This window comes from Mangrovitalea sediminis, from assembly GCF_002514725.1.
Lineage (GTDB): Bacteria > Pseudomonadota > Gammaproteobacteria > Pseudomonadales > Oleiphilaceae > Mangrovitalea > Mangrovitalea sediminis.
In genome coordinates this window covers 227,213-251,371 of the sequence record NZ_NTLB01000007.1, presented here as the reverse complement: position 1 = coordinate 251,371, position 24,159 = coordinate 227,213, and the positions used below count along the sequence as shown (strand labels likewise).

Annotated in this window: 21 protein-coding genes and 2 pseudogenes; 13 read left to right on the top strand and 10 right to left on the bottom strand. The window is 54.3% G+C overall.

Annotation, left to right across the window (positions count from 1 at the left end; all coding sequences use genetic code 11):
- Positions 1 to 17 precede the first annotated feature (17 nt).
- Both CLR77_RS18195 and CLR77_RS18190 read right to left on the bottom strand, forming a co-directional pair.
- On the bottom strand, positions 18 to 209 hold the full coding sequence (locus CLR77_RS18195; RefSeq protein ID WP_097462125.1) for an AbrB family transcriptional regulator: 192 nt from the start codon (positions 207 to 209) through the stop codon (positions 18 to 20).
- Positions 210 to 670: 461 nt separating this feature from the next.
- Entirely contained in the window at positions 671 to 1,303 is a 633-nt protein-coding gene (locus CLR77_RS18190) for a metallophosphatase domain-containing protein (RefSeq protein ID WP_198962819.1), read from the bottom strand.
- An 891-nt stretch (positions 1,304 to 2,194) separates the two neighbouring features.
- Between CLR77_RS18190 and CLR77_RS18185 the strand changes: the two genes are divergently transcribed.
- From CLR77_RS18185 to CLR77_RS18150, 7 genes are all read left to right on the top strand, one after another.
- Positions 2,195 to 3,133, top strand: coding sequence for a HipA domain-containing protein (locus CLR77_RS18185; RefSeq protein WP_158227238.1), 939 nt, complete (start codon positions 2,195 to 2,197; stop codon positions 3,131 to 3,133).
- A 47-nt stretch (positions 3,134 to 3,180) separates the two neighbouring features.
- On the top strand, positions 3,181 to 3,966 hold the full coding sequence (locus CLR77_RS18180) for a metallophosphoesterase family protein (protein WP_097462245.1): 786 nt from the start codon (positions 3,181 to 3,183) through the stop codon (positions 3,964 to 3,966).
- A 75-nt stretch (positions 3,967 to 4,041) separates the two neighbouring features.
- Positions 4,042 to 4,863 carry a metallophosphoesterase gene (locus CLR77_RS18175; protein ID WP_097462122.1) on the top strand — a complete coding sequence of 274 codons (822 nt, stop codon included), beginning with the start codon at positions 4,042 to 4,044 and terminating at the stop codon, positions 4,861 to 4,863.
- Between the two features lie 194 nt (positions 4,864 to 5,057).
- Positions 5,058 to 5,441: a hypothetical protein gene (locus tag CLR77_RS18170; RefSeq protein ID WP_227519995.1), complete on the top strand. Its 384-nt coding sequence runs from the start codon at positions 5,058 to 5,060 to the stop codon at positions 5,439 to 5,441.
- A gap of 744 nt (positions 5,442 to 6,185) precedes the next feature.
- On the top strand, positions 6,186 to 6,956 hold the full coding sequence (locus CLR77_RS18165; protein WP_097462121.1) for a hypothetical protein: 771 nt from the start codon (positions 6,186 to 6,188) through the stop codon (positions 6,954 to 6,956).
- A 686-nt stretch (positions 6,957 to 7,642) separates the two neighbouring features.
- Positions 7,643 to 7,954: a type II toxin-antitoxin system HigB family toxin gene (locus tag CLR77_RS18155; RefSeq protein ID WP_097462119.1), complete on the top strand. Its 312-nt coding sequence runs from the start codon at positions 7,643 to 7,645 to the stop codon at positions 7,952 to 7,954.
- Positions 7,955 to 7,964: 10 nt separating this feature from the next.
- Positions 7,965 to 8,399, top strand: coding sequence for a helix-turn-helix domain-containing protein (locus tag CLR77_RS18150; protein WP_097462118.1), 435 nt, complete (start codon positions 7,965 to 7,967; stop codon positions 8,397 to 8,399).
- A gap of 457 nt (positions 8,400 to 8,856) precedes the next feature.
- Here CLR77_RS18150 and CLR77_RS18145 read toward each other — a convergent pair whose 3' ends face one another.
- The gene (locus tag CLR77_RS18145) at positions 8,857 to 10,203 is read right to left on the bottom strand and encodes a hypothetical protein (RefSeq protein ID WP_097462117.1); all 1,347 of its coding nucleotides are present in this window, start codon (positions 10,201 to 10,203) and stop codon (positions 8,857 to 8,859) included.
- A 418-nt stretch (positions 10,204 to 10,621) separates the two neighbouring features.
- Between CLR77_RS18145 and CLR77_RS20575 the strand changes: the two are divergent.
- Positions 10,622 to 10,903: pseudogene (locus tag CLR77_RS20575) on the top strand (hypothetical protein); the annotation flags it as partial.
- A gap of 558 nt (positions 10,904 to 11,461) precedes the next feature.
- Here the strand turns inward: CLR77_RS20575 and CLR77_RS18130 are convergent.
- The 3 genes from CLR77_RS18130 to CLR77_RS18120 all read right to left on the bottom strand — a co-directional run bounded on the left by CLR77_RS18130 (position 11,462) and on the right by CLR77_RS18120 (position 14,696).
- Complete coding sequence (locus CLR77_RS18130) at positions 11,462 to 12,490, bottom strand: HlyD family secretion protein (protein ID WP_406564970.1); 1,029 nt, start codon at positions 12,488 to 12,490, stop codon at positions 11,462 to 11,464.
- A gap of 111 nt (positions 12,491 to 12,601) precedes the next feature.
- The gene (locus CLR77_RS18125; RefSeq protein WP_097462244.1) at positions 12,602 to 14,200 is read right to left on the bottom strand and encodes an MFS transporter; all 1,599 of its coding nucleotides are present in this window, start codon (positions 14,198 to 14,200) and stop codon (positions 12,602 to 12,604) included.
- A gap of 58 nt (positions 14,201 to 14,258) precedes the next feature.
- On the bottom strand, positions 14,259 to 14,696 hold the full coding sequence (locus CLR77_RS18120) for a carboxymuconolactone decarboxylase family protein (protein ID WP_097462113.1): 438 nt from the start codon (positions 14,694 to 14,696) through the stop codon (positions 14,259 to 14,261).
- A 138-nt stretch (positions 14,697 to 14,834) separates the two neighbouring features.
- On the opposite strand from CLR77_RS18120, the gene CLR77_RS18115 reads away from it, so the two are divergent.
- Positions 14,835 to 15,737: a LysR substrate-binding domain-containing protein gene (locus CLR77_RS18115; protein ID WP_097462112.1), complete on the top strand. Its 903-nt coding sequence runs from the start codon at positions 14,835 to 14,837 to the stop codon at positions 15,735 to 15,737.
- A 7-nt stretch (positions 15,738 to 15,744) separates the two neighbouring features.
- Here CLR77_RS18115 and CLR77_RS18110 read toward each other — a convergent pair whose 3' ends face one another.
- Positions 15,745 to 16,662 (bottom strand): LysR family transcriptional regulator, encoded by a 918-nt coding sequence (locus CLR77_RS18110; RefSeq protein WP_097462111.1) that lies wholly within the window; start codon positions 16,660 to 16,662, stop codon positions 15,745 to 15,747.
- 104 nt (positions 16,663 to 16,766) lie between these two features.
- Between CLR77_RS18110 and CLR77_RS18105 the strand changes: the two genes are divergently transcribed.
- Together CLR77_RS18105 and CLR77_RS18100 are read left to right on the top strand one after the other, a co-directional pair.
- Positions 16,767 to 17,516 (top strand): SDR family oxidoreductase, encoded by a 750-nt coding sequence (locus CLR77_RS18105; protein WP_097462243.1) that lies wholly within the window; start codon positions 16,767 to 16,769, stop codon positions 17,514 to 17,516.
- A 175-nt stretch (positions 17,517 to 17,691) separates the two neighbouring features.
- Positions 17,692 to 18,486, top strand: a pseudogene (locus CLR77_RS18100) (IS3 family transposase); the annotation flags it as partial.
- Here the strand turns inward: CLR77_RS18100 and CLR77_RS18095 are convergent.
- Both CLR77_RS18095 and CLR77_RS18090 read right to left on the bottom strand, forming a co-directional pair.
- A complete protein-coding gene (locus CLR77_RS18095; RefSeq protein ID WP_097462110.1) occupies positions 18,483 to 19,211 on the bottom strand; it encodes a nucleotidyl transferase AbiEii/AbiGii toxin family protein in 729 nt (242 codons plus the stop codon). The pseudogene CLR77_RS18100 and the gene CLR77_RS18095 overlap by 4 nt on opposite strands.
- On the bottom strand, positions 19,201 to 20,049 hold the full coding sequence (locus CLR77_RS18090) for a type IV toxin-antitoxin system AbiEi family antitoxin domain-containing protein (protein WP_097462109.1): 849 nt from the start codon (positions 20,047 to 20,049) through the stop codon (positions 19,201 to 19,203). The genes CLR77_RS18095 and CLR77_RS18090 overlap by 11 nt, the downstream gene beginning before the upstream one ends.
- Positions 20,050 to 20,450: 401 nt before the next feature.
- On the opposite strand from CLR77_RS18090, the gene CLR77_RS18085 reads away from it, so the two are divergent.
- Both CLR77_RS18085 and CLR77_RS18080 read left to right on the top strand, forming a co-directional pair.
- The gene (locus CLR77_RS18085; protein ID WP_143269443.1) at positions 20,451 to 21,011 is read left to right on the top strand and encodes a hypothetical protein; all 561 of its coding nucleotides are present in this window, start codon (positions 20,451 to 20,453) and stop codon (positions 21,009 to 21,011) included.
- On the top strand, positions 21,011 to 23,392 hold the full coding sequence (locus CLR77_RS18080) for a hypothetical protein (protein ID WP_097462107.1): 2,382 nt from the start codon (positions 21,011 to 21,013) through the stop codon (positions 23,390 to 23,392). The genes CLR77_RS18085 and CLR77_RS18080 overlap by 1 nt, the downstream gene beginning before the upstream one ends.
- A 380-nt stretch (positions 23,393 to 23,772) precedes the next feature.
- Here the strand turns inward: CLR77_RS18080 and CLR77_RS20160 are convergent, their stop codons facing one another.
- The gene (locus tag CLR77_RS20160; RefSeq protein WP_158227237.1) at positions 23,773 to 23,922 is read right to left on the bottom strand and encodes a hypothetical protein; all 150 of its coding nucleotides are present in this window, start codon (positions 23,920 to 23,922) and stop codon (positions 23,773 to 23,775) included.
- Positions 23,923 to 24,159 lie beyond the last annotated feature (237 nt).

The window sequence follows — 24,159 nt, the reverse complement described above, 5'->3', positions numbered from 1 at the left end:
GCTTTTGCTGTCGATTCTTATTCGCGAATTTTATCGTCGGCCGGAGCATCTTTCAGCAAACCCATCTCGGCATCTTTGCGTTTGGCGACAATGGAAATAACACCTTTCCGGCTGACAAAGCTCTCACACTCATCGCCGGGCTGGATGCCCGCTATCGAACATTGTCCCAAAGGCAGTGTAACTTGACGCTTCTTGCTAATCGTTGGCATACCACACCTCAGCCCTATCCGGTTTGGTCGATTGCGATCGGAGAAATGAGTTTGTTGGTTGTGATGGTTCACCCTAATCCATTTTCCTGTCCAGTTAACGCGTTCTCCGGCCTGGACTAGCCGTCAACTATAACAAACTGAAGAAGCGTACGTTGTGGACTCACGCTATGACGTGATCCAGGTACCCCCAAAACGGCGAAAGCCCAACTCGCTAGAGCTGGGCTTCCTAAGTCCCCGAGGGGATAAAAAAATACGTAAGGCCTCAAAGGGCAGCGAAATGAGTATATCAAACTCCACGCGTACAACAACTGATTGATCTAAGGAAGTGCCCGTTTGGCCGTTGCTGAAGGAGGTGTGGATTGAGGCCATCCGCTATGATCTATAGCCGCTGTCGACTTTCGAGCCGGGTTATCTTCAAGTCTGTGCCTAGAGGCGATGCTACAGGATTGCTATGTCCTCCTCTACATTTCAAAAGTAACGGGCAAGTTGAGCGGTTTGTAGCGGATGTCGCAGATGCTGGCATTCACGAAAAGGCACTTTCCCTGCCGTTGCCAGCCATAGCTTTCGTGGACATGGCCAAAAACATGCGCCCGTAACGGCAATTGCGCGAGACGCGCCTGTAGGTCGTGGCAGCCAACGCCCTGAAGCTTAAAGCCGGCCTTGGCTTCATCCAGTATCCCCCAGGGAGGACGATGCGTGATTAAGACGTCCGTATCTTCGGGTATTCGGGCCCAGCGCTGTGCCAGAGCTTTTCCTCGCGGAAGGTTAAAGGCCCAATTCCGAAAGAAAGGTGTCCAGGGGCTGCCCCAAAAGCGAATACCCTCGACCTCACAACCACTATCCTCGAGGTAGATGGCATGTTTGACCAACATCCGAGCGGCTTCAGGCTGCTCCTCGAAGCACCAGTCATGGTTTCCGGCAATCAGGATTTTGTAACGATGGGGGAGATGGGCAAACCAGTCGTCGAGATCCTCAAGCTCGGCGAGGCTACCCACACCGAGACCGTCCCCAGCATGGATTAACACGTCGCCATAGGGCAGCTCTCGGATCTGCCGGTGCATACCATGTGTGTCCGAAATACAAACGATATTCATCGAGGTGTCTGATCGGCTTTTGACGGAAATTGTAGTCTCTCGATATCGGGTGCCGTCTGACTATAAGTCTATATGACGTATATTTCGACAAGAATTCCGCCTAATGTAACGGATTTGGGCCGCTAATTATCATATCGTATATAATTTTATTAATGACTACATGAGCACGTTGTGCTGAACGCGTGTCACATGTAATCATGCCACCAATAGATCATCGATTCAGCGCAAATGTCAGTCCTGCAGGGGCTAATCGCGTGAGACAGGTAACGCAAGCCGGCCCCTTGCAACTCCCGGGATAAACGGGTCTTGCAGTGATTGCGGGGCAGCGAAAGCGCTTGTCAAGCGGCTACTCCGATTCCTTTGCCTCTGCATAAATGTAATAAATTAAAGTAAGTAGAGTGTAGATTAATTGCACGTCAGGCGAGACCCATTCAGGAGGTAATTTCCTCAAAGTATTGGGGTGTTGCCGAACCGTAGTCTTTGATTAATTAAATAACCGCTGATTTCTGAGCGCGAGTTGTTTCTGTCGTCATGCAAAAGCGGTCATTAACCGTTCAAATTTGGCTTGAGAATGCCTGGCGGAACGCGGGCCTTGTCGAGTTTTATCATCCCGCGGAAGGTTTACGGGGGCCGTTGCGATTTACCTATGACACGGCATTTGTGGTGGAGTGGGGGACCCGGTCGGGAGAGGAGCTTGTGGTGCCGCTTCCCAAATGTATAGGGATCAATGTTCCTGGGTCTTTAACGAGTCAACGTGAAGGTGAACCGGTGGCGGCGGTGTTAAGAGATATTATTCCCAGTGGGTTCGCTCGTCGCCAGCTGTTGAATCGACTCAGTTATACGGTAGATCCGGGCCCTGCAGCGGATTTTGAATTACTGGCGCAGGGGGCTATGTCGCCCATTGGAAATCTTCGGGTGCAGGAAGCCGTTCGCCACCATTTAGCAGAGGGCAGCCCAAACTTCTCACGGGAGGATATTTGCCGTTATCACTGGGAGCTCTGCGCGCCGTTGTTTTCCTCCGAAAGGCTGTTTGGGGCGGGGTTAGGCGCAGGGGGCGATGCGCCCAAGTTGCTGCTCGCGGAAGACAGCTCGGGTCGCTTATACCTCGATGGTACTGAGCCAGCCGGTCAGGCGGCCAAACGCTGGTTAGTGAAGTTCCCGCGGGGTAACGCGACCTTAGACGATCGCGCGGTGCTCAAGGCCGAGTATGTGTTTACATCCGTATTGGGCGAGTTCGGCCTGGACGTCATGGCCGGCGTGGAGTGGCTGGAAGGCGATCTGCCGTCGCTTTGGATTCCGCGATTTGACCTTACACCGGAGGGTGACCGTAGCGGTATCGAATCGGTGTATTCGCTGATGGGCGTGATTGGTGACGGCGCACGGTTGCTTCACACTCAGATCCTGGAGCGCCTGCTACCGTTGGCCGCGAGCCCTGATGATACGTTGGTGGATTACCTGGTTCGCGATTTGGTGAATCGATTGATCGGAAATTCGGACAACCATGGCCGCAATCAGTCGGTCATCCGAGACGATTCGGGGATTCGGTTGGCACCGTGCTATGACGTGGCGCCCATGGTGCTGGATCCGGAAGGTATTCCCTGGGCAACGGTGTGGCCAACGTCGCTGATGAATGATGACGGTTGGGCGAACTATCGGCGGATTATCGAGGCTTACGCCCAGGAGCCGTCAGCGGCTATCCGGGAATTTCTGGCGTGGTGTGAGAAACTCTCCGAATTGGGTGAGCGGGCGAAACAGCGCAGACTTCCGTCACGGGTGTTGTCTCACCCGAGGGTACCGCTGAGGCTACCGAGAGGCTTATTGACGTACTGATGGTTCAAGTGGTGACCACTCAACCTTATCTGCCCTGTGATTCTACGATGATTCGCCTTACCGACATTGAAGAGCGGCCTTTTGAAACGCTTAGCTACCGGACCAGTGGCCCTAAAGGACGCATTCTCAGGCGAACTCTACCGATATTCCGGGCCCGAGGACGGGGGCTGCCGACCGATGTCGGCTGCGCGGTGCTGGCGTCCGATCTGCAAGGACGCGAAATTGGCGGACAACAGCGCCTTCTGGGGGAGGTATTGGCGCAGTACCTGGCTTACCTCCAGCGGGTCGGCGACATCCCACCGATAGGGATCGCAGCGCTTTGCGGTGACCTCTACGACTATCCGGATTGCCATAAACGGGGAGGAACCGGTGATGTCGACGCGGTATGGCATGCGTTTGCGGCAGTGGCCCGACACGTTGTGGGTGTCCTCGGGAACCACGATTCCCTGAACCAGCCCAGTGAACTGCCCGACAACGTTCACCTACTGGATGGAGACCTGGTGGGCGTCGAGGGCATTCGTGTGGGGGGTGTTAGCGGCATAGTGGGTGATCCGCGACGCAATCAGCGTAAAGCACTTCCTGATTACCTGCAGATGCTGGACGGCGTAACGCAGAAACAGCCCGATCTGTTGCTGTTACATCAGGGGCCAGATGCCCCTGATACCTCGCGACGGGGTGATCCGATGGTACGCCTGGCGTTGGAAGCAGGGTATAGCGGGTTGACGGTCTTTGGTCACGCATACTGGGCCGATCCCTTTGTCATCGCATTGGGCGAGGGGCAGGCACTCAATGTCGATAGTCGGGTGGTGTTGGTTTATCCCGCCGGGGAGTAGATCCTCGGCGGGATGTTTGGGAGCGACTCCACTGATGTTGGCGCGCTCATGACAATACAGGGTTTGAGGTGATCGATGCCGGTTTTTGGCTTTGCGAGTGACATCCATCTTTCGTTTTACCCCAAAGATCAGCTACCCCTGATTCAATGGGCGCCTGATGTGGATGTCATCCTGCTCGCCGGCGATATTATGGACGGCGTTAAGTCCTACGCCATCGACCACGTGCTGCGGATGACGGAAGGGCGAACGGGGTTGATGACGCTCGGTAACCATGAGCTGTATGGGATACGCCGGGATAAGGCGGTCCGTGAGCTCAAGCGTGGCTTTGAAGGTTCGCATGTGACGTTGCTGTTGAACGAGTCAGTCGTTATCGATGGTGTCAGAATCGCTGGGACGGATCTATGGACAGACTTTTCGCTGATGGGAGATCCAACACGAGCGATGGGTGAGGCCGAAAGGTCGATGAATGACTATCGCCAAATTCGTGTTCGTGACTCCCGGAGTGGTTTCGATCGGTTCCGGAAACTCCGGCCTGCGGACACGCTTCAGTGGAACCTTGATGCTCAAGCGTTTATACGCGAAGAACTGAATCACAGTAGCGAGCCCGTGGTGTTAATGACGCATCATGCCCCCGATGGTCGATCTGTACCCGAACGGTTTCGGGGGCACCGGCTTTCGCCCGCGTATGCGTGCAATTTATCACCGCTTTTTGAGGCCTGTCGGCAAGTTCCCGTGGTCAATGTTCATGGCCATATTCACCAGTCCCAGAACTATCAATTGCCCTGTGGTACCTGGGTACTGGCAAACCCTATGGGATATCTCGGCCATGATGAGCAAACAGGGTTTGATCCCGCGGCTGCGTTTGCGGTGACGGCAGACGGTCAGTTCGATTTGTAAATGTGGGAAGGGTTCACCGGAAGGTCTTCTGCGCCGTCTAGTGGGTGTTCTCAATAGGGAATGCGCTGATGAAGCGGCCGGTATGTCGCCTGCATCCGATGAGATCGTTGCGCACTTGCTTTGCTGGTAGGGGCAATCTGGTTTGCTCAAAGGACCGATTGGTTTTGCGCCCGTTTGGTCGACAGCCGGAGAGAATGATGGAAATTAGTGAAATCCGCCCTAAGGAAGTGGTCGTTGAAGTGATTTGCGATTGCTGCGGGCAGAGCACAACCAAAGACCGTGAGCTGGGGGTTCATGAGTACGCCACGATCGCAGCTGACTGGGGCTACGGCTCTGATCACGATGGTGAGCGATACCGATACCAGCTCTGCGAAACCTGCTTTTTTGGGGTCTTAGCTTATCTGCGTGGGGAAGCACGGATGCTGGGTGTGTTTGATGAAGGACACTCTGCCCGTCGAATGAAACAAGATCGATTTGATCGTCAAAGGGATGGCTCTCCGCTATCCAGATTGAACGGCAGTGTTACCCGCTTTGATCGGCCGACGGACCCCGTCTGGGGCGACCCGGAAGATCGTTAGTGGTTGAATTTATCTGGCTGCGTTCGAGCGCCCCCAGAATGCTTGCCTTCTCTTCTAACATCCGAGATCACTCTAGCGGACAGTGTAGAAAACCATTTTTACCAGGATATGGAGCGTCAGAGGATCGGAAGTGACGGATTTACCTGCTTCTGCGCGTTAAAGTGGTTGCGATCTCGCTCCCAGCACTGCGAATGGTCTCCGAATGGTTGTGCACTTGCCCTGTCTCGGAGCTATTCAGCGGCCAGCGCAAAAACGACGGCTCGATTACAAAACCACTTTGCAGCAGCAAGTCTAAAACCACTTTGGGGCCGCAGGAATGAAAACGCCCTATCCCGAAGAAGTGGGTATCGCTTTTGACGGCCTAAATGTGCCGGTTGGGGAGGTGAACTAAGCGTTCGCTATTGAAAGTGGTTTTCTGTGATACCTGCTTTTTAGACTTGCTCCATCGTTGGGTTGTTAGTTGTACATCGCGAGATGTGAGGCGTACAGACCTGCCGACGTAGTGTTCAAATTTGAACGCATTGATTTCCTGTATATGCGGCTGGTTCTGTTCAACTGTTCTATTGCCTGCGTAACACTGCTTGGCCGACGAGGCGTGCCATAAAATTTATACTTCTTGATTTCAAAGAAATTTTAAAACCAAACCGCTCCGTTGCGTACTTTCAGGTATTGTGGTTATTTGTAATTTATGTATTCAATAGCTACACTATATTGGCTCTCGATAATGTAGTTCGGAGGTGAAAGGTGACACGTCGAATCGACAATTCAATTCCGGCCCTGGGCATGATCGCGATCGCCGATGCGCTATCAGATCCTTTGAAGAACACGAAGGAGGGGATGGCGGCGCTTGGAAAAGAACAGAACTCCCAAAATGTCTTCCAGCACACTCGGGAATTTTGGCTGTTCTACGCTGCTTGGGGACTCCTGTCATATGGGACCATCGAGCTGTTTGAATGGACCAAGCATACCCATTCCAGCATGGCCGGTTGGGGGACCTTTGTGGCCGCTATAGGGATGTTTGTGTGTTTTGTCGGCATGCCCTTTCCGGGAATAACCCTGTTGAACTGGTACGTCCGCTCACGCTGCCTGACACGAATCTTTCCGATCATGAGCCTGCCATGGAGAGCCTTGACCCAATCACACGGAATCTCTAGCAGTACGGCCAGACTTTTCGCAATGATTCTGACAATTCCCTACGTGCTCGTGATTGGGCCCATACTTCTGATCTATGACGCACTGAGGTTCATCCGCTTTGTCATTGCATGGATGGTGACCGGGGGGAAGGTTCAGTTCGGCGGAAATGAATTCATGTTCTACAAGCGTCAAGCCGCACGCTACAACAAGGTAAAAGCGAGTCATGGTGCCGCCGAGGCTGACTATCAGCTATACCTATCGGCAAGAGGTACGGACATTCCCGCAAAATTTGCGCAGATTAAATATGATCACTGGAAAGCTGGCATCAGAGAACAAGTTATGGCGCCGAAGATCGCCAAGTACGGAAACTTACTTCAGTAAACTATCTGGCGCTGAAATTGCTCCCATCGGGTTTCTCATTTCTTCTGCACTACTGGAATCACTCCACCGAACGGATAATGGTTGTGTCTTAAACGACGAAAGCCCAACTCGTTAGAGCTGGGCTTCCGGCGTCCCCGAAGGGATAAGGCCTCAATGGGCAATGCTTGGATAATACCAATACATAGCTGAACCAACAAGTTGAAGCGGCACTTCGAGTATGTTGGAGAGACGCAACTCTAAAACCATTTTGGGGCCGCGGGAATGGGAACACCCTGTCCCGATAGAATTTGTGTCGCTTTTGGCGTTACCAATATGCCGGTTAGGGAGGTGAACTAAGCGTTCGCTATCAAACGTGGTTTTTTCTGATACCAGTATTTCTAGACTTGCTCCGTCGCTGGGTTGTTAGTTGTACGCGCGAGAGGTGGGGTGTACAGATCGGTCGAAGAGGCGGTCAAATTTGAAAGCGTTGTTTTCCCGCATATGCATAGAAACGGCGACGATACCCGGTATGTTCAAGAGCTGCTGGGCCATCACGATATCAAGAGCTCACAGAGTTATACCCACGTCACCATCAGCGACCTGAACGCGGTCTACGACCGAACCCATCCCGCGGCTAAAAATTCAATAAAGTTGACTGCTTGTCAACTCCCGTCTATAGTTGACAAGCAGTCAACCAAGGATAAGCCATGAATGTCATCTCGAAGAGGCCGTTCAACGATGCTGCTCAAAAGCACCCTAATGACCGGGCTGCGCTCATGGATATGTTCCGGGTATTGCAAAAGACCGACTTCCACTCACCGGACGAATTAAAAGCGGTTTTTCCATCACTGGACAACTTTAAGTACAAGGATAAGTGGTGGGTTCTGGATGTCGGCGGTAACAATCTTCGAGTTCTCGCGTTCATCCAGTTTGTGAATAAACGCATGTATATCAAGCACATTGTGAGTCACGCGGACTACGACAAGCTGACGAAAAAGTACATGAAGGACTCTGATTAGAGGTGATGTTATGGCACATCTAGCAATTGTCGATGCTTATCAAACCTTCATGGCGACGGCGCAGCCGTTGATCAATATTGATACCGAAGCGCAGTACGAAGCGACCCTGGAAACACTGGAGCAGGTATTGGAATCTGCCAGCGATACCCTGGACGACTCGCTGAATCCTCTGATCGATATGCTCAGCCACGCAATTGAGCGTTATGAAGCGCAGGATGAGCAATTGGTTGCGTTCATCGAAGACGCCGAATCCCTGCCGGCTGATATTGCGCTGCTTCGTACGTTGATGAGCCAGTATCACCTGACGGGCAGCGATCTGCCGGAGATCGGTGATAAGACGATGGTCTCCAAGGTGCTCAATGGGAAAAGGATGTTAAGCCGTCAGGCCATCGAGAAATTGTCAGAGCGATTTGGTTTAAGGCCTTCGATGTTCTTTGGCGAATAGCCAAGGAGCATCCACTAAGGGAATCACCTGCAGAGGGACCTACAATCGAATACAGCTCACCATGGAATAGCTGTTTGAGCCTCCAGTTCATTACTGACTAATCGCGATCAGTTTACAGCGACTGTCGGGATTATGACCCCACATTGGGGCAGTACGTCGAAAGTGATCCTCTAGGCCTCGGATGGGGCATCAATACCATGGGTACGGTGGTAAAAATCTGGTTCTCTCCCATGTTTGATCTTGCTTTAGAAAGGTTGTTGGTAAAATGGGTTCACTGGTTCCTGACCCACCGGTCGAAGACCGGTGGGGAAGTAAGGGCGCAAGCCCACAGGACGGAGCTAAAGCCCCGCCCGACTCCCCGTAGGGTTTCGAATGAAAATCAAATCTTCAAAGATTCTTGATTACACTCATTTGTCCAACGCGCACTTTGCTTTTTCGAATTGATGCCGGTTTCACCCTATGGTATGAACTTTAAGTTTTTACATACCGGTTCCAATTTTTTTAGACTTTGCGATAGAGGTCGACCAATGTGTTTCCATTTTGGAATAAGCGCACATTCATCCTTTATTCTTTCCTTAAACCCTGTCCCGGCAACGCCTCCCTTTACAAGGCTTTGCAGCCAAATGTTCGCAAATTGCCCTCCGATATCAGCATGCCCTGACTCACTTGCGTTACCAACTTGATCGGTATTCTGCATCGGTTCAGTTGCGATCAGTGAGTTGAAGCAGGCAGTGAATTTCGTTGGGTCATTATTTTTACACCCATAAATGAACTGGTCGATGTCATCCTTTTTTAAGTAGTCTCGTACAATGTTGTCGACCGCCGAAACCACACTCACACTGGTTTCAGATTTGATTCCGCCAAAGTCAAAAACACCGCCACTAGCGCTCAACAGACTTGCATTTCCATCGATCTCAATAAACGTGTTGCTAGCGAAAGTTTTTATCTTGCTAGGCCCGTCACTTTTCAAGTAGTAACTGGTTCCTACTGGAATCCAAACTTCCGTTTTTTGAAGAGTAGTAACTGGAGTCTCTACCGGCATAGGATAGCGGGTGGCCTTGCCTAATTTCCCTAGCAATGGCTTGCCGAGGTGAGCAAGCGTTTTGTCCTTAAACAGGATATCGGTACCATCCTTTGTCTTGTAATCAACTTTAGGCTTCAGGTAGACGGATCCGCCAACACTCATCGTGAGAGGCGTATCCACCGGAATAGGCTGCCCCACTTCCTTTGCGATGTCTTGCCCATCTTTCTGTTTGGTTAACTGTTCGATAGAAAGCAACACGACCATGCTATCCAAGATCCTGCGCATGAGATTTCTTGTTTCGGGTTCATCCAGTTTTCCGTTCGCCGCTTCTTCGCAGACCCCGTAGCGCATCTCACGAACCATTTCCAAAGCTACTGTCCTGACGCTAATGTTCTGGACGTTATTGGACATTGCCGCGGCAATGTCGGCGGTTACAGTACTCCCTTTTCCGTAGGTGGCACTAACCGTAGCCAGGATACTTGAATCAGCATCAGGGCTTGGTTCAGCACAGATATGCCTGACTTTGGTGGTCGTCGTTATTGTTTCTGATTTTGTTGAAGCGACTGTAGACGTTGTTACGGCAGTAGTTGTAGTGATGGGGTGAGCGATAATGGCCCGGTCTTCGGCCTTAAGCACCATGACATCGACTGCATTTGGATTGTAGGAATCTGTTTCTTGCCACAGTCCAGTTGCGCACCCGGACATAAAAAGGGGATATGTGGTGACTCCAATCAGCAGAAGGCAGCGCTTCGCCAACGCCTGGTATCGGGATAGACCCATGAGTTGATCCTCCAACCCTGGAGGCAGCTTCGCATCCCGCAAAGGTACGTCCTTACTACAAACCCTGAACGTTCAAGTTGCTGCCGTCAGTTCGACTCAATGACTAGATTCAAAGCATGTATTCCTGAACTACTTATCAAAGTATTACACAAAAGTAATGATTTGCACCTCTGATCAGGTCGAATAGTGTCGTTCGTAACATGGTCACCTATCGAGAGGTCGGTGCTCTCTCGCTTGGCGAATTCCTTTGGTGTCCGGAATCATTGAACCACTACACAAGTGTTTGCAAAGGTGAATCCGCAGGAGTAGCTCAACGCGGTCTACTTGCTGCGGAAGAGTCAGAAGCTGAATTAGAAAAGGCGTTGGCGAGCCATGAGGCGATCGTGCTAGTGACCGGGCTAGGCGAGGCGGGGGAACAGGCACCGGAGCACTTCAAGTAGCAGCGAAGCTTCCTTCTTTACAGAAGAAACGCCTGGTTATAGCTGTAACATTGCCATTTAATTTTGAGAAAGCCCGACGGGATACAGCACTTGATGCTCTAGCTGACTTAAAATCACAAAATCCGGGAGTGTTGGTTTACGATAACGAACGCCATTTGCAAGATAGCAGCAATGGCCGAGGGGCGTTGCTAGATATTTTTGAGCGCTCGACCCACAAGATCGCGGAAGATGTACGAGCACACTTAAACAGCGCTGCTTAACCGGATCTACGTGACCTCGTACCGTAAAGGCTAATTGCCCAATTCAGACTTAACGGAAGCCAGCTATAAATTTGATCAAACATTTATAGCTGGTTTGATGTGCAAAAACAGACATTTCTTAGCGGTTAAATTGACGTCGGCTTTAGCCGATGACCTGACGGTATCGTTGCTCATTCGGCGGCAAATCGGCCAAAGCGGACGTTTGCTAATCTCGCGATTGATGTCTTCTTCCAGCTATTTACCAGTCATTGGTAGGTAGGACCCGCGAACGACAGGAAAGTGGCAAGCGAACTGGTGGCGGTTCAGATCGCCGACTAACAGATCGCTCACGGTTTGATTCGGTATCTCACTGAGTGGCCATCACGCCATTACTTCCCCCAGCAGCGAGGGTAGCCATATGAGATTTCGGATAGGGGTACACTGCCTGGGGCGGCCAGCGGTTCGACTCGGGAACACTCAGTCGCAGGCGCAACGGTTGCGTACCGGAACCGGTCAGGGCGCAACCTCCCAGCATTGAAGCGGCCAAGAGCGGAGTCAGAAGTAGTTTCAGGTACGTTTTCACTGGTTTACCCCCACCTGGCGTGAGATGGAATGGCGCTCTGATTCGGTATCAATGGTGGCGACAACGGACATCCCGATCCGCAGCCGGTCCAATTGGGGCTGGCCGCGATCGAGCGTAATTTTGACCGGAATACGCTGAACCACCTTGGTGAAATTCCCGGTGGCATTGGTGGGTCGTATTGGCGAGAGCGATAGACCGGTCGCGGGGGCGATACTGTTGACGTGCCCAAGAAACTGCACGCCTGGAAGGGCATCGACGGTGATCTTCACCGGCTGATTAATCTGGATGTCAGCGAGTTGCGTTTCACGGAAATTGCCACTGACATAAGCTTGAGCCCTTGGCACCACTGCTAGCAGTGGATGACCCGCCGCGACGAAGGCCCCCTTTCGCAGTGTTCTCTCGGTGACAACTCCGTCAATGGGTGAGTAGATCCGGGTGTAGGAAAGCCGTAGTGAAGCTTTGGCGATATTGGCCTGAGCCATGGTCAGATTATTGGCAGCAGTCGCCTCCATCGCGGTCAGGACATCGACTTTGTGAGTCGCCTCACTCACTGCCGTACGGGCATAGTTTACTGCCGCGGCGGTGGTATCCACTTGGCTGCGAGCCCGTTGTGCCTGTTGCACGGACCCCGCGCCCCGTCGAGCCAGTGCCCGGTACCGAGCTAACTCGCTTCGGGCAAAGTTCGCCTGCGCGATAGCCGCTGCCAGTTTGGCCCGGGTACCTGCGATAACGGTTTGCTGGTCAGCCAGACGGGCCCTGGCCTGATCCAGGCGAGCTTGTGCTGCGCCGGCCTGGGCTTTGGCATACGCAAGTGCCACACGTAAATCATGATCGTCCAGTGTGGCCAGGAGTTGACCTGCATGCACCTGTTGGTTATCGGAGACCAGTACTTGGCTGATATAGCCCGGCACTCGCGAGGACACCAGGGTGGTGTCGGCATGGATGTAGGCATCGTCCGTAGAGGGATTGCTCGCTGGGGAGCTGAAACCGCCCAATGCGACGACTGTGGCGCCTAACACTGTCATCACCGCCAGGATGGCCAATAGGCGGGTTAGCTGACGTCCGGCGAACCGACGTTTATGTTGGGTATGGGTAAGGGAATGTGGATCGGATTGCGCGTTCATGATCGACCTCGGTTAGGCTCGATGTTTAGATTGAGAAGGTACTACTGACGGCGGTAGTACCCGATTGGCGATCACCGGTATGCCCAGGATCAAAACCAGGGCCAGCAGCGCCATGATTCGGTAGATGTCGGCGGCGGCGAGAACGGTTGCTTGAACAGCCAGTTGATGAACGAAGGTCGACAAGGCCCCAGAGGGCTGGAGCAAGCCGTTTTCCAGTAAGTGCTGAAGCGTCAGGGAGAGGCCCTGGGAATGACGGCCAAGCTGGTCTGCCAGCAGGGTCATATGGGTTTCGCCGCGCTGGCGCAGCAGGATGGACATCAGACTGGCACCCAGAACCGCCGAAAACGATTTGACGGTATTGAACCAAGCCGAGGCCATCGGACCTTCAGTCGGGTGAACAACGCTGGTGGACGACAGCAGCAGGGACACGACCACCATCGGCTCTCCCAGCATCTGCATCGCCATGGGTTGGTAGAAATTTTCCCGGGACCATTGGCTGTTCAACCCGGTCATTTCGAGCAGGGAAAGCACGCAGAATCCCAATCCCAGCGCCATGATCCAGCGACAGTCGACCCACCGGCGGTTACAGATGGCAGCCACCAGTGGCAATAGCACGAGCTGGGGCAGGGCAATCAGTAAGGCCACGGGTGCGCTCTGCAGGGGCCGATAGCCCTGAACGGTTGCCAGGTAGCCCGCCGAAACCTGAAAGGTTGCGGAAAATACAATCAGGGTTCCGGCCAGGGTCACCAATGCATGGGTAAAATTACGCCGCCGAAGCAGGCCCAGCCCGAAAAATGGACTTGGATGTTGACTTTCGTTGATGAAAAACAGCACCAGGAGCAAACCTCCCCCGAGGAGGAGGCCGCTGATCAACGGTGAATGGAACCAGCCCAGCCAATCGCCTTGAAGCAGCCCGACCACGATGGCGCAGATGGCCGGTAGCCCTGTGAACAGCCCCAGGCCGTTGAATTCCCGAAGGCGCTCCAGCCGCAGGGGATCCTGGGGGAGCCCCCAGGCGACCGCCACCATGCTGATCAAGCCCGTCGGCAGTACCTGCCAGAACAGCCACTGCCAGCCCAGCGTATGAGTCCAAAGGGCGGCCAGCGGTATACTCAGATTGGGGCCGAAGGTGGCGGTTAGGGCATAGCCGGCCAGACCGAAAACCCGCACTTTCGGTGGCAGGAATCGCAGTGCGACTGTCATTAACAGCGGCGGCAGACAACCGGCCATCAATCCCTGCAAGCCCCGCAACATCAGCAACGCAGCGAAATTGGGCGCCAGCGGGCACAGCAAGCCCAGCAGGAGCAGGCCGGCGATGGCAAATAAGGTAAAGCGTCGTATTGAAAAGGTCACCGCACACCAGGGTGCGAATGCCATGGCGGCGACCTCCGTGGCGTGATAAATCGCGGAAAGCCAACGGCTTTGATCGTGACCGAGTGAGAAGGCGCCCAGCACGTCCGCCGAGGCGGCAGACACCACACTGCCATTGAGTCCAGCCAGGAGCGATGCCAACAGCACGCCGACCAGACCGATCAGCAAACGCTTGTCCAGTGGCGCGACGGATAGGCTCCGGCGAGGAACAGGCGCACCAGGGGTATCGTCCGTTGGCATTATCGCGGTCATGGCTGTGGTCTCGTTTCAGGTCGCTTGTGCCCGGGCGCCGGGAACACTACGCCGGCAGCTTGCGAAAGCCGATGGCAAAGCGGTTCCAGGCATTGATGGCACTGATCAGCAAGGTCAGATCGGCGATTTCGGTATCGGAGAACTGCACGTGTGCGGCTTCCCAGGCATGGTCGGGTGCGTGGGAGTCTGCGACCAGGGTCAGCGCCTCGGTCCATTCCAGCGCAGCACGCTCGCGGTCACTGAAAAAGGGGGCTTCCCGCCACACGACCAGCGTGTCCAACCGCTGCTCGGATTCGCCGGCTTTGCGGGCATCGTGCGCATGCAGATTCACACAGTAAGCACAGCCATTGACTTGGGATGCGCGCAGGCGAACCAGCTCAACCAGCGGCTTTTCCAAAGTGGATTTGGCAATGTGCTCTTCCAGTACCAGGAGGGATTTGATGGCGCCGGGGCTGGCTCTGTAGAAGTCGAGTCGGGATTTCATGATGGTGTCCTCGTTTAGGTTGAGCTCCGGTCGGGAGCGGTTTCAGTACCCTGTGTACGAGGATCATCTTAGAATGGTGATCAATGATCGATAAGATAGCAAAATACCAAAACATTATTGCACTGGTAGGATAATAAGATGGATCTGAATGATCTCCGGTATTTCGCGTTGATTGTGGATCATGGCGGCTTTACCGCGGCCGAGCGGGTCACCCATGTACATCGCTCCAAACTCAGCCGCCGCGTTGCCCAACTGGAAGACACGCTGGGGGTACGCTTGCTGCAGCGTACCACCCGGCGACTTTCCCTGACCGAGGCCGGCGAGGTTTTCTATCAGCACTGTGCGGCCATGCTGGTCGAAGCGGAAGCTGCTCACGAGGCGATCAATCAATTGCGCAGCGAGCCGGTGGGTACGGTGCGGATTACCTGCCCGGTGGTCATGGCACATTTCTATCTGGCCGAGTTGATTGCCCGGTTTATGGTCGCAAACCCCAAGGTACGGGTAGAGCTGGATGCGACGGACCGAAGCATTAACCTGATCGAGGAGCGGGTCGATATTGCGGTGAGAGCCCGAGACACGGCCCGTCATGACCCTGGTCTGGTGGCGCGAAAAGTGGGGACCGGACGTTTTATCCTGGTGGCTAGTCCCAGTTACCTGGGCGACCATCCCCGACCGCAGACGCCGGCAGAGCTCTGTCAGTTTGACTGGGTGGGTGGGCTTGGAGCAGGAGAAGAACAAGTCTGGTCGCTGATCAATAACGAAGGCGAGGCGACCCGGGTGACGGCCCGGCCACGCCTGTTGTGCACGGATCTGAACACGCAGTATCAGGCGGTCATCGGTGGTGTGGGTATGGCACTGCTGCCGTCGCGGATCGCTTCAAAGGGGCTCAAATACGGTGCCCTGGAACAACTGCTGCCACACTGGAGCACTGCCGAAGAGGACATTCACGTCCTGTTTGCCTCAAGGCGCGGCATGCTGCCTTCGGTGCGCGCACTCCTCGACTATTTGTTTGAACATCTGCCTGAGGCGTTACAGGGTTGACGGCGCATCAGCGGTACCGGTCAATACCCTCAACCAGCCTTTGCGCCAATCGGGGCTGCTTCAATGCTTCCAGCCACCATTGCAGGGCTCGTCCCCGGTGATCGCCGCGCCAACCCAGATAGAGTGTGTTGGGTTCTCTGGGGTCCGCCATCCGTTTAGCCACCAGTTCCCCCCGGGCCAGGAGAGATTGAATGCGTGTTTGGGGTAGCCAGCCAATGCCGAGCCCCTCCCGTTGCGCCTGGATTTTCGCCTGCATGCTGGGTACTGCCAGTACGCTCTGACCGCCGAGCACACCATAAGTCCGCGATTGCTCCCCCCGGGCGGTATCCGCAACCACGACGGAGCGATGGGCCAGCAGTGCCTCGCGCTGCAAGGGTTCCTCCGCCAGGGCCAGCGGGTGGCGGGGTGACACGGCGAAAACCCATTCCATGACACCCAGTTGGGTCCAGCGCAGCTTTTCAATCAATGGCGGCTCATTGGTCGCGCCAATGACCAGTTCCGCACGGCCATCACGCAGGGCTTCCCAGGTGCCTCCCAGCACTTCATGGGTGATGCGCAGGCTGACTCCTGACTGCTTTTGATCGAACGCCTGAATGACCGGTATCAGCGATTCGAATTCGATGATCTCATCCGTCACGATCCTCAGGCGATCTTCCCAGCCACCCGCTACCTGCTTGACCCGCTGTGTCACCCTCGACATGTCCTGGGCCAGGCGAGCGGCCTCCTCGGCCAGTAACTGGCCGGCCGGTGTCAGTTGCAGTCGATAGCGGCGCCGGTCGAACAGCAGCGCATCATACCGACTCTCCATCTGACGCGCGGCATAGGAGATCGTCGAAGGTGCTTTTCCCAGGCGGGCGGCCGCGCGGGACAAGCTGCCTGTTTCGCGAATGGCTTCAAGCAGGGCCAATTCATCGGCGGTTAACATGTTCGATTTCTTCGAATGGTTATGTCGACTGCACCGTACGTCAACCTTCAGGAAAGGCTGTAATGTGGGCGATGTTGTATCTCACACATTCGAAGGAGATTGACATGAACCGCTTTCAAGGTAAATCCGTTTTGATCACCGGCGGCAGCAGTGGCATAGGTTTGGCGGCCGCTCAGGCGTTTGCCGCAGAAGGTGCCCGGGTCATTATTACTGGTCGTGATACAGCGAGCCTTGGTGAGGCTGTACAAAACCTGGGCGATGGCGCCCTGGCGATTCGCAGCGATGCCAGCGATCTCGGTGACGCCAGGACACTGGGCAATGAACTGGCAGCGCAAGGTGTGCGTCTGGATGCCGCCTTTCTCAACGCAGGGGTGGTGAAACTGCTGCCGTTTTCCGACGTCACCGAAGCCGATTGGGATGGCATGTTCGACACCAACGTCAAAGGCGCCTTTTTTACGCTTCAGGCCCTGAAGCCTCTGCTGAACAAAGGGGCCTCAATCGTCCTGAATGGTTCGATCAACGCTCACATCGGGATGGCACAATCCTCGGTCTATGCTGCCAGCAAAGCGGCCCTGATTTCGTTGGCAAAGACGCTCTCGGCAGAATTACTTCCTATCGGCGCACGGGTCAACGTGGTCAGCCCCGGCCCGGTGGCTACCCCCATTTACAGTAAGCTGGGGCTGGAAGCTGCACAGCTTGAAGCCGTCGCCGCGCAGATCCAGAGCCAGATTCCGCTGGGTCGTTTTGCAACCCCGCAGGAAATCGCTTCCACGGTCCTGCACCTGGCCGCGACTGAATCCGCCTTCATCGTCGGAACGGAAATCATTACGGATGGTGGTATGGGGCAGTTGTAGCCGTTGGATTAGTGGGGTGCAATCGAGGTGGTTAAATGCAATTGCTTGAGATCTACGGTCGAAGACCACCGAATGCACCCTGCCGCTAATTGGGCATATTTCAGGAGCTGCCGCTTAGACTCGCCAACAACTGTCTAAAAGGCAGCGGAGAAAGCGGACTATAACCAAGATAGGGGCTAACTTCTATGCCTGGAAGCGTGTGTCGCGTTCGAAGCGATGTCGGGACGATGAGCGCTTGTCCGGGCTGATCAAGCAGTTCTGGTTGGAATCTGGGGCGGTATATGGGTACCGCAAGATCCACAGTGATTTGCGCGAGTGTGGCGAACAGTGTGGCCCCAACCGGGTTCATCGCTTGATGCGCTGTGCAGGGATACAAGCTCAAGTCGGTTACCGGAAGCCTCGCCATAAGGCGGGGCATGTGCACAAGGTAACGCCTAATCTCTTGCAGCGACAGTTCAACCCGAGCGCGCCGAATGAGGGCTGGGTGACGGATATCACCCCTATTCGTACCCACGAGGGCTGGCTGTATCTGGCGGTGGTGCTGGACCTGTTCTCACGTCGAGTCATCGGCTGGTCGATGCAGTCACGGATCACCAAGGACTTGGTGCTGGATGCGTTGCTGATGGCCGTCTGGCGTCGCAAGCCGACAAGCAAGGTTGTTGTCCACTCGGATCAGGGCAGCCAGTACACGAGTCATGACTGGAGCGCCTTCCTCAAGATGCATGGTTTGGAGGGGAGCATGAGCCGGCGCGGCAACTGTCACGACAACGCTGTCGCAGAGAGCTTTTTCCAGTTGCTTAAGCGCGAACGGGTGAAACGGAAAATCTACAACACCCGCGATGATGCACGAGCTGATATCTTCGATTACATCGAGATGTTCTATAACAACCGACGCCGCCATGGTTCTAATGAGCAGTTATCGCCAGTAGAGTATGAGCGGCGTCATCAGGAACGGCTGGGAAGTGTCTAGAGAATTGGTGGCGATTCACTTCGTGCATTGAGCCGTGCGTCGAGTGAAACGTCCTCACTCGTCATTCCGACGAAATTTTGCTCAAAATCTTGGGATATGTCCCGCAAGACCGGATTAAGTAGGGAATGCGGTGAATGGTCATGGCTGATCAGGTAAATGATGAACGCGTTTCTTAGGTCATCGGAAATACCTTCGTTGTTCAGCAAAAGATGAATATCGAACAGATCGCGCGGATGTTGCCGGTCGAGTGCCGCCATAATCTTCCCGGCAAAAATGTCTTCAAAGGAAAGCACCTGTGTTTCCGCGAAGCCAAAGTTATCTTCAACGGCGTCGGATACCACCATGGTTTTGGGCTCGTAGACGCACCCACGCAGAACTGGTGTCACTTCAATTTTGATCTGGGTGCGATCCCGCGTACGGACGACAAGCTTAGTGATTTCGGTTTGTGTCCGTGGGGCAGATTCAGTGATTTGGATACTGCTATCAGACCGCTGAATGTTTCTGGCAATCCGTTTCAGCGCTGCATCTATTGCTGTGAGGGACTCGGGACGATTGGCCACGGGCAAGTAGGTCAAATCAATATCGACGGATAGGCGCGGCATGTCACGGATAAACAGGTTGATTGCGGTGCCCCCTTTGAGCGCAAAGCAATCCTCCTTGGCGACGTGGGGCAAGGTCTGGATGAGCAATTCAACCTGATTACGGTATGTATCGCTATAGGCCATGACTTTCTTCCTCAGCGAATTCCTTTGGAACCGTGATTAGAAATTGGGAGTCGAGTCGTCCACCTTCGGCGAGCACCCGCTTGCCGCGCCCTAGGTCAATCGTATCTTGGTTAATTCTCCCCAACCATTGGTGCCCATGGCGCTGTGCGAAAAAGAAGAAGAGACGTTTTACTTTGACGCTTTTGACGTGTTCGAGAAGGGTTTGCAGTCGTCGCGGACTGAGATTGCCTAAGCCTTCCATGATGACATCCGCCATGTGGAAGGTTTCGTCCTGGGGAAGCTCGTCCAGTAATTCGAGGTAGGCGCGCTCGGGCGTAGAGATGACCATCGGCCAATTCCATTGTCCCCAACGCATAATGCGTAACCCTTGGGCCAAGGCGGCCTCCTCCTCGGGTGCCCCCGCTTCAAGTGAGACGCCTCGCGTTGCCAGATCCATCCGAGGAAGCAAGCGGAGGCGGTTGTGCGTTACGAAGCGTTGTTCCAGCGGCAGTTTGTGCAGCCATGTGGGCAGCTTGCTGTCGCTGTAGAGATGAATGTGTTTTTGCGCGTGTGATAAATAATGCGCATACCCTTGCAGCTCCAACGCAGTGCGCCCGCCGACCGACATGGGGTGATCGAGAAGCGTTTGCAGGGAGATGACAACTTGCTCCCAGCTAACGGTGCCACGAGAACGCCGGAATACCCCGCGTGCGGGTTGCTCCAGCCATCCGGCTGTGACGTATTGGCTACGAAGCGCACGAGAGTATCCCTCGCGCTCCAGCCAAGCCGCATCGACGAGAAGTCCCTCGGGTAGGATTCTCGCTAACTGGTTTAACTTCCCTTTCTTTTGCGTAGCCATGCTTTGCAAAATAGCAGTTTAATAAACTGAATGCCAAGTTTATGATTTCTCTACTTCGTATAGTTCACCTATACATTTAATTGCACCGATAAACTTTGTGCGACTGCATTTCGGTAGAAGCCCTAGCCATACAAAGTTGGCAGTGTGGCCGTAATTTCTTCCATAGCGCTGAAATCCCGGAACACATCCCCTCCATTTTGGCCGCAGCATTCAGACAAATAACGTGTTTTTGCAGGACAAATCACTTGTCGGAAAACGAAAAATAGTTCGCATTACGACATGTTCAACGGCCGTTTTAGGCCCTTTTTCTGTGAAACAATAATTTTGACCTTTGGCCTCGACTGCTCGTTCGAGGTTGGAGTGACGTCGATTACTTGTTTCCAGAGATGGGAGGAAAGAAGTTGAGCCGTATCGACTTCGATAAATCACAGATGCGTTGGATTAAACGGGAACGACTCAAGGCACCTGCCGACGTTCCACCGAGCACAATGAAAGTTTTGGCAGCGCAGATTCCGGCGTTGACGAAACCTGAGGCCTTGGAGCCGGAGGCGCTCCAGTTGATGGCGCTTTGTCATCCCCCGCTCGTCATCCAGCGAGGGTCGCACTATCAAACCGTTGGAAATAGTCGCGTCGCCCAATGTTTGCAGGCACTGCCATCGGACGCGCGTATACCGGTGATTGTCCTGCCCAAGATGCCGGTGCACATGAAAAGAACGTGGCTACTTTACACCGCGTTATTGGGGAATCTGGCCTATGGGCTGGACGCTGTGTTTGCGCGGCACAGCCTGCTTACGTTGTGGATGGAATTAGATGGCGCAGGGTGGGCGCCAGTTTCAGCGCAGCTATCTTCTCGACAGGGGTTTGCTGCTCTAACGGGTATCAACCGGCGCACGGAACTGCCAACGCCAAAGGAACTGCCCTCTCGTTTCAGGCAAATAGGTTTGTTTGAGGAGCAGTCCTGATGTTCGAGACGTTCGATATGCTCTCGGCGGAGCAGCAACTTGAGTTGATTGTTCGACCTAGAGGGGACTGGTATGGGGTCTCTCACGTAGCTAGCGGTGTCTTAAGGGTGCTGCCAGAGCTTGAATGGTGCGCGCCGGTCTCGTTTGACTCTGGCAAGCTCACGGAAATCTGTGAGCAACTGGTTCGCGGTACATCGGTATACGAATGGCTCAAGGTGACTGAAGCCCCCCAGGGTATTAGCGGGCTCAAGACGGATTTCCCCCAACATGCGGGACTTCACGAACTGGGTAAACGAAAAGAGATAGAGCCAGCACGACGTTACGTCGCCGCGATGCTAGTTATTTGGACGGCTGACTGGCAGCGGCGGCTACATGCGTTACCTAACGACGACCCGAAAAAGCAATCGCAGCAGGCACTTCTTGATCGGCGTCTTGTTGAGGCTTGGATGGCAGTGCGCCTCTTGCGAGGCGGCGTGATAGGGCTCTTAGAGGCTCACGGGCCATCTCCTCTGGATTTCATTCTTTCCGCCGAAGGCACCTTACTAGACTACGACGTGCGAACCGTCGACGAGGACAACCGTCGCTACCTGGGATATTTGAATCGCTACTTTTCTGCGGTTCTAGGGCGATCCCAAACAGGGGGTTCCGGCGTTGTTCGTTTCGCCGGTAACGATGCTGAGGCTGAGCTCCAGGTGGAAGAAGAGCTATCCATCGTCGATGCTGACGGCGAAATCCATCGTCCTGAACTCCGGGTTTACCAAAACCGTCGCAGTCTTCAGGAAAGACGCAAGACGGACCATTTCCGAGCGGGTAATGCCATTCAGGAAATCGAAGATGGGCCCACTCTCGTTCAAAGCGTAGGGGTGCTTGAGACCGCAAAGGGTGAAACGCCCGTGCAATCTGTCTTGCGCCGTCGAGGACAGTTACTGCATCGCCGGAGGAGTGCGCAAGTTTTGCCCGGCCGTTGGGATGAGCTGAACCAGCATGAAGTCTCTACGTTGTTGCAGTTTGCCTACGACCACTACTCTATCGAGTCGGAGTTAACATCGACATTACTGCTCATGCTTCTGACCGGGAGATCATTTGAGGATGTTCGTGCCGCGAGGGTCGTGAACGGTGTTGCTCAGTTGCCGTTAGACCCGAGCCCTTCAGCGGTCTATCTCGTATATGAGAAGCAGGCTTGGGGAACAGGTGCACTAAAACCCGCCGCGCGACGCAAGCGGGAATCACGCTGGCAGGATTATCTCCGTCACCATCAAGATGTACTGATGTTACCCGTACCATCGCCGCTTTGGTGTCTTTTAGCTCCCCTCATCAAAACAGCTGCCACCCGCTCGCGGGAACGTTCTGCAAGGTTATTTCACGCCGATCGGGATCTGCAAATTGAAGAGCAGATTCGAGACGCGCTCTCCAGGCTGAATTCGGGCCGGCAGGCACGTCTGACGTTGCACCGGATCGAACACCAATTGTTTGCCGAAGTGATGCAACAGTCCACGGATGTGACAGAAGCCGCGCTGATCACTGGTAAACAGGCGCCCTATGGCGAATCCGCTGCCCTTTACTACCACAGTTGCGACCGAGAAACGTTGGTAGATTGCTATACGAAGGTTGCCAATGCGTGGGCTCATCTATTGACCGACGATGATCAATGGAAGCTGATACAGCGCGATATGATCGGCGGCTCCGTCGGCTCTGATCTCGTCCTGGATGACGCTGCCGGGCGACTCTTGGTGGCTGATTTGCGGGCACAGCTTAAGGTGGACCGAAAACTGTTGGGATCCCCGGAAGGGCTGCAACGTTTTCATAATGCTTATACCAACTATTGCTTGGTGATGTTGTTCTTCGCAACGGGTTATCGCGCGGTAGGCGAGCCTGTAGCGCGAGAATCGGACGTCAATATTCAAGCCGGCTTTATCACCATTGCCGACAAAACCGGAGACGGTTTCGGCCATGCTCGAATGGTACCGCTATGTGCCTTGCTGAGTGCACAGATCAGTGCATATCAAAGTCATGTTCATTGGCTTACTCAGCACTTGGCATGGTCGGGGAGTCCTGCCGAGGATACGCCGTTCCTGTTTTATCTCGAATCAGATCTAAAGTCCCTTCGCGTTCGTCCTCGTTCCATGAACACCCGGCTCAGTTGGTCCTACCCCGAATCTCTTCCTTTGAACCTCAGCCGCCATTGGTTGCGAGGAGCGCTGAGAGCGAGAGGGGTTCCCGGGTCTACGGTCGATCAGTTTATGGGGCACTGGAGTGCGGGTCAGGAACCTTGGTCGAAATACTCTGGTATTGATCCGATGCATTTCGGTTATCAGTTGAGTGCTGTTTTGGATGGCCTTCTTCACGATCTTGGATTTGAGTGTGAGGTCGGTGCGGTATGAGCTCTACAGCAACGGCTTGGAAAGGGTGGTGCGAACCGATTGAAAAGCTCCAACGCCAACTTCAGGCGGCTGAGGGAGACAACCCACACGGCGAGCGGCGGCGAGCGAGCGACCGACTTCGCCGTCGAGTGAGGCAGCACTCCATCGTGATAGAGCGATTGGCGAAGCTACAACCGGACATTTTCAGCGGTCAGCCAGCCGTTCGACTTGATGATCAGCACGTCGATCAACTCTTTCAACAGGTCTGTGAAGGCGCCTCGGGATATGGACTTGCCGAACGGCAACGATTTTTGGTGGCGGGTCTTCACAGAGGGAGCAAAGAGTTGGATTGGCGGATGCCCATACCATTACCGTTGTCCGTGAACCCGACAGAAATTTCGTCAGCGACGCCCGATAACTTTGTCCTGCTTCAGCAGGCCCAGCGATTGCTGGCGGCCTTTTGGCACGATCTGCGATCGGAACGTTCCGTCGACGCCAAACTGGATCAAGCCCGCGATGCGGGACAGTTGTTGTTCAGCTTTCTCATGCACTCGTACTGTTTTTCAAAGCACTGGTTTGACCAATTGCCTGGCGGTATTACCGGTGGTATCAGCAAACATAAACAGGTGGTTTGGTTGGACCTGGGGCTCGAACATAGTCGTATGAGCGCGGACAGTGATGATTTGCGTCGCCGAATCTTTCCTTCGCCGGTTACCCAATTACTGCTGCAGCGTTGGTATAAGCGTTATGGACGGTCCTGGCCCCAACAACGCAATAGTCAGACCGCC

Coding starts and splice junctions, on each gene's coding strand:
- CLR77_RS18080 (WP_097462107.1), top strand. CDS start 21,011: ATGTTCGAGACGTTCGATATGCTCTCGGCGGAGCAGCAACTTGAGTTG.
- CLR77_RS18120 (WP_097462113.1), bottom strand. CDS start 14,696: ATGAAATCCCGACTCGACTTCTACAGAGCCAGCCCCGGCGCCATCAAA.
- CLR77_RS18115 (WP_097462112.1), top strand. CDS start 14,835: ATGGATCTGAATGATCTCCGGTATTTCGCGTTGATTGTGGATCATGGC.
- CLR77_RS18190 (WP_198962819.1), bottom strand. CDS start 1,303: ATGAATATCGTTTGTATTTCGGACACACATGGTATGCACCGGCAGATC.
- CLR77_RS18125 (WP_097462244.1), bottom strand. CDS start 14,200: ATGCCAACGGACGATACCCCTGGTGCGCCTGTTCCTCGCCGGAGCCTA.
- CLR77_RS18180 (WP_097462245.1), top strand. CDS start 3,181: ATGATTCGCCTTACCGACATTGAAGAGCGGCCTTTTGAAACGCTTAGC.
- CLR77_RS18105 (WP_097462243.1), top strand. CDS start 16,767: ATGAACCGCTTTCAAGGTAAATCCGTTTTGATCACCGGCGGCAGCAGT.
- CLR77_RS18195 (WP_097462125.1), bottom strand. CDS start 209: ATGCCAACGATTAGCAAGAAGCGTCAAGTTACACTGCCTTTGGGACAA.
- CLR77_RS18170 (WP_227519995.1), top strand. CDS start 5,058: ATGATGGAAATTAGTGAAATCCGCCCTAAGGAAGTGGTCGTTGAAGTG.
- CLR77_RS18150 (WP_097462118.1), top strand. CDS start 7,965: ATGGCACATCTAGCAATTGTCGATGCTTATCAAACCTTCATGGCGACG.
- CLR77_RS18090 (WP_097462109.1), bottom strand. CDS start 20,049: ATGGCTACGCAAAAGAAAGGGAAGTTAAACCAGTTAGCGAGAATCCTA.
- CLR77_RS18130 (WP_406564970.1), bottom strand. CDS start 12,490: ATGACAGTGTTAGGCGCCACAGTCGTCGCATTGGGCGGTTTCAGCTCC.
- CLR77_RS18175 (WP_097462122.1), top strand. CDS start 4,042: ATGCCGGTTTTTGGCTTTGCGAGTGACATCCATCTTTCGTTTTACCCC.
- CLR77_RS18185 (WP_158227238.1), top strand. CDS start 2,195: ATGTCGCCCATTGGAAATCTTCGGGTGCAGGAAGCCGTTCGCCACCAT.
- CLR77_RS18110 (WP_097462111.1), bottom strand. CDS start 16,662: ATGTTAACCGCCGATGAATTGGCCCTGCTTGAAGCCATTCGCGAAACA.
- CLR77_RS18095 (WP_097462110.1), bottom strand. CDS start 19,211: ATGGCCTATAGCGATACATACCGTAATCAGGTTGAATTGCTCATCCAG.
- CLR77_RS18155 (WP_097462119.1), top strand. CDS start 7,643: ATGAATGTCATCTCGAAGAGGCCGTTCAACGATGCTGCTCAAAAGCAC.
- CLR77_RS18145 (WP_097462117.1), bottom strand. CDS start 10,203: ATGGGTCTATCCCGATACCAGGCGTTGGCGAAGCGCTGCCTTCTGCTG.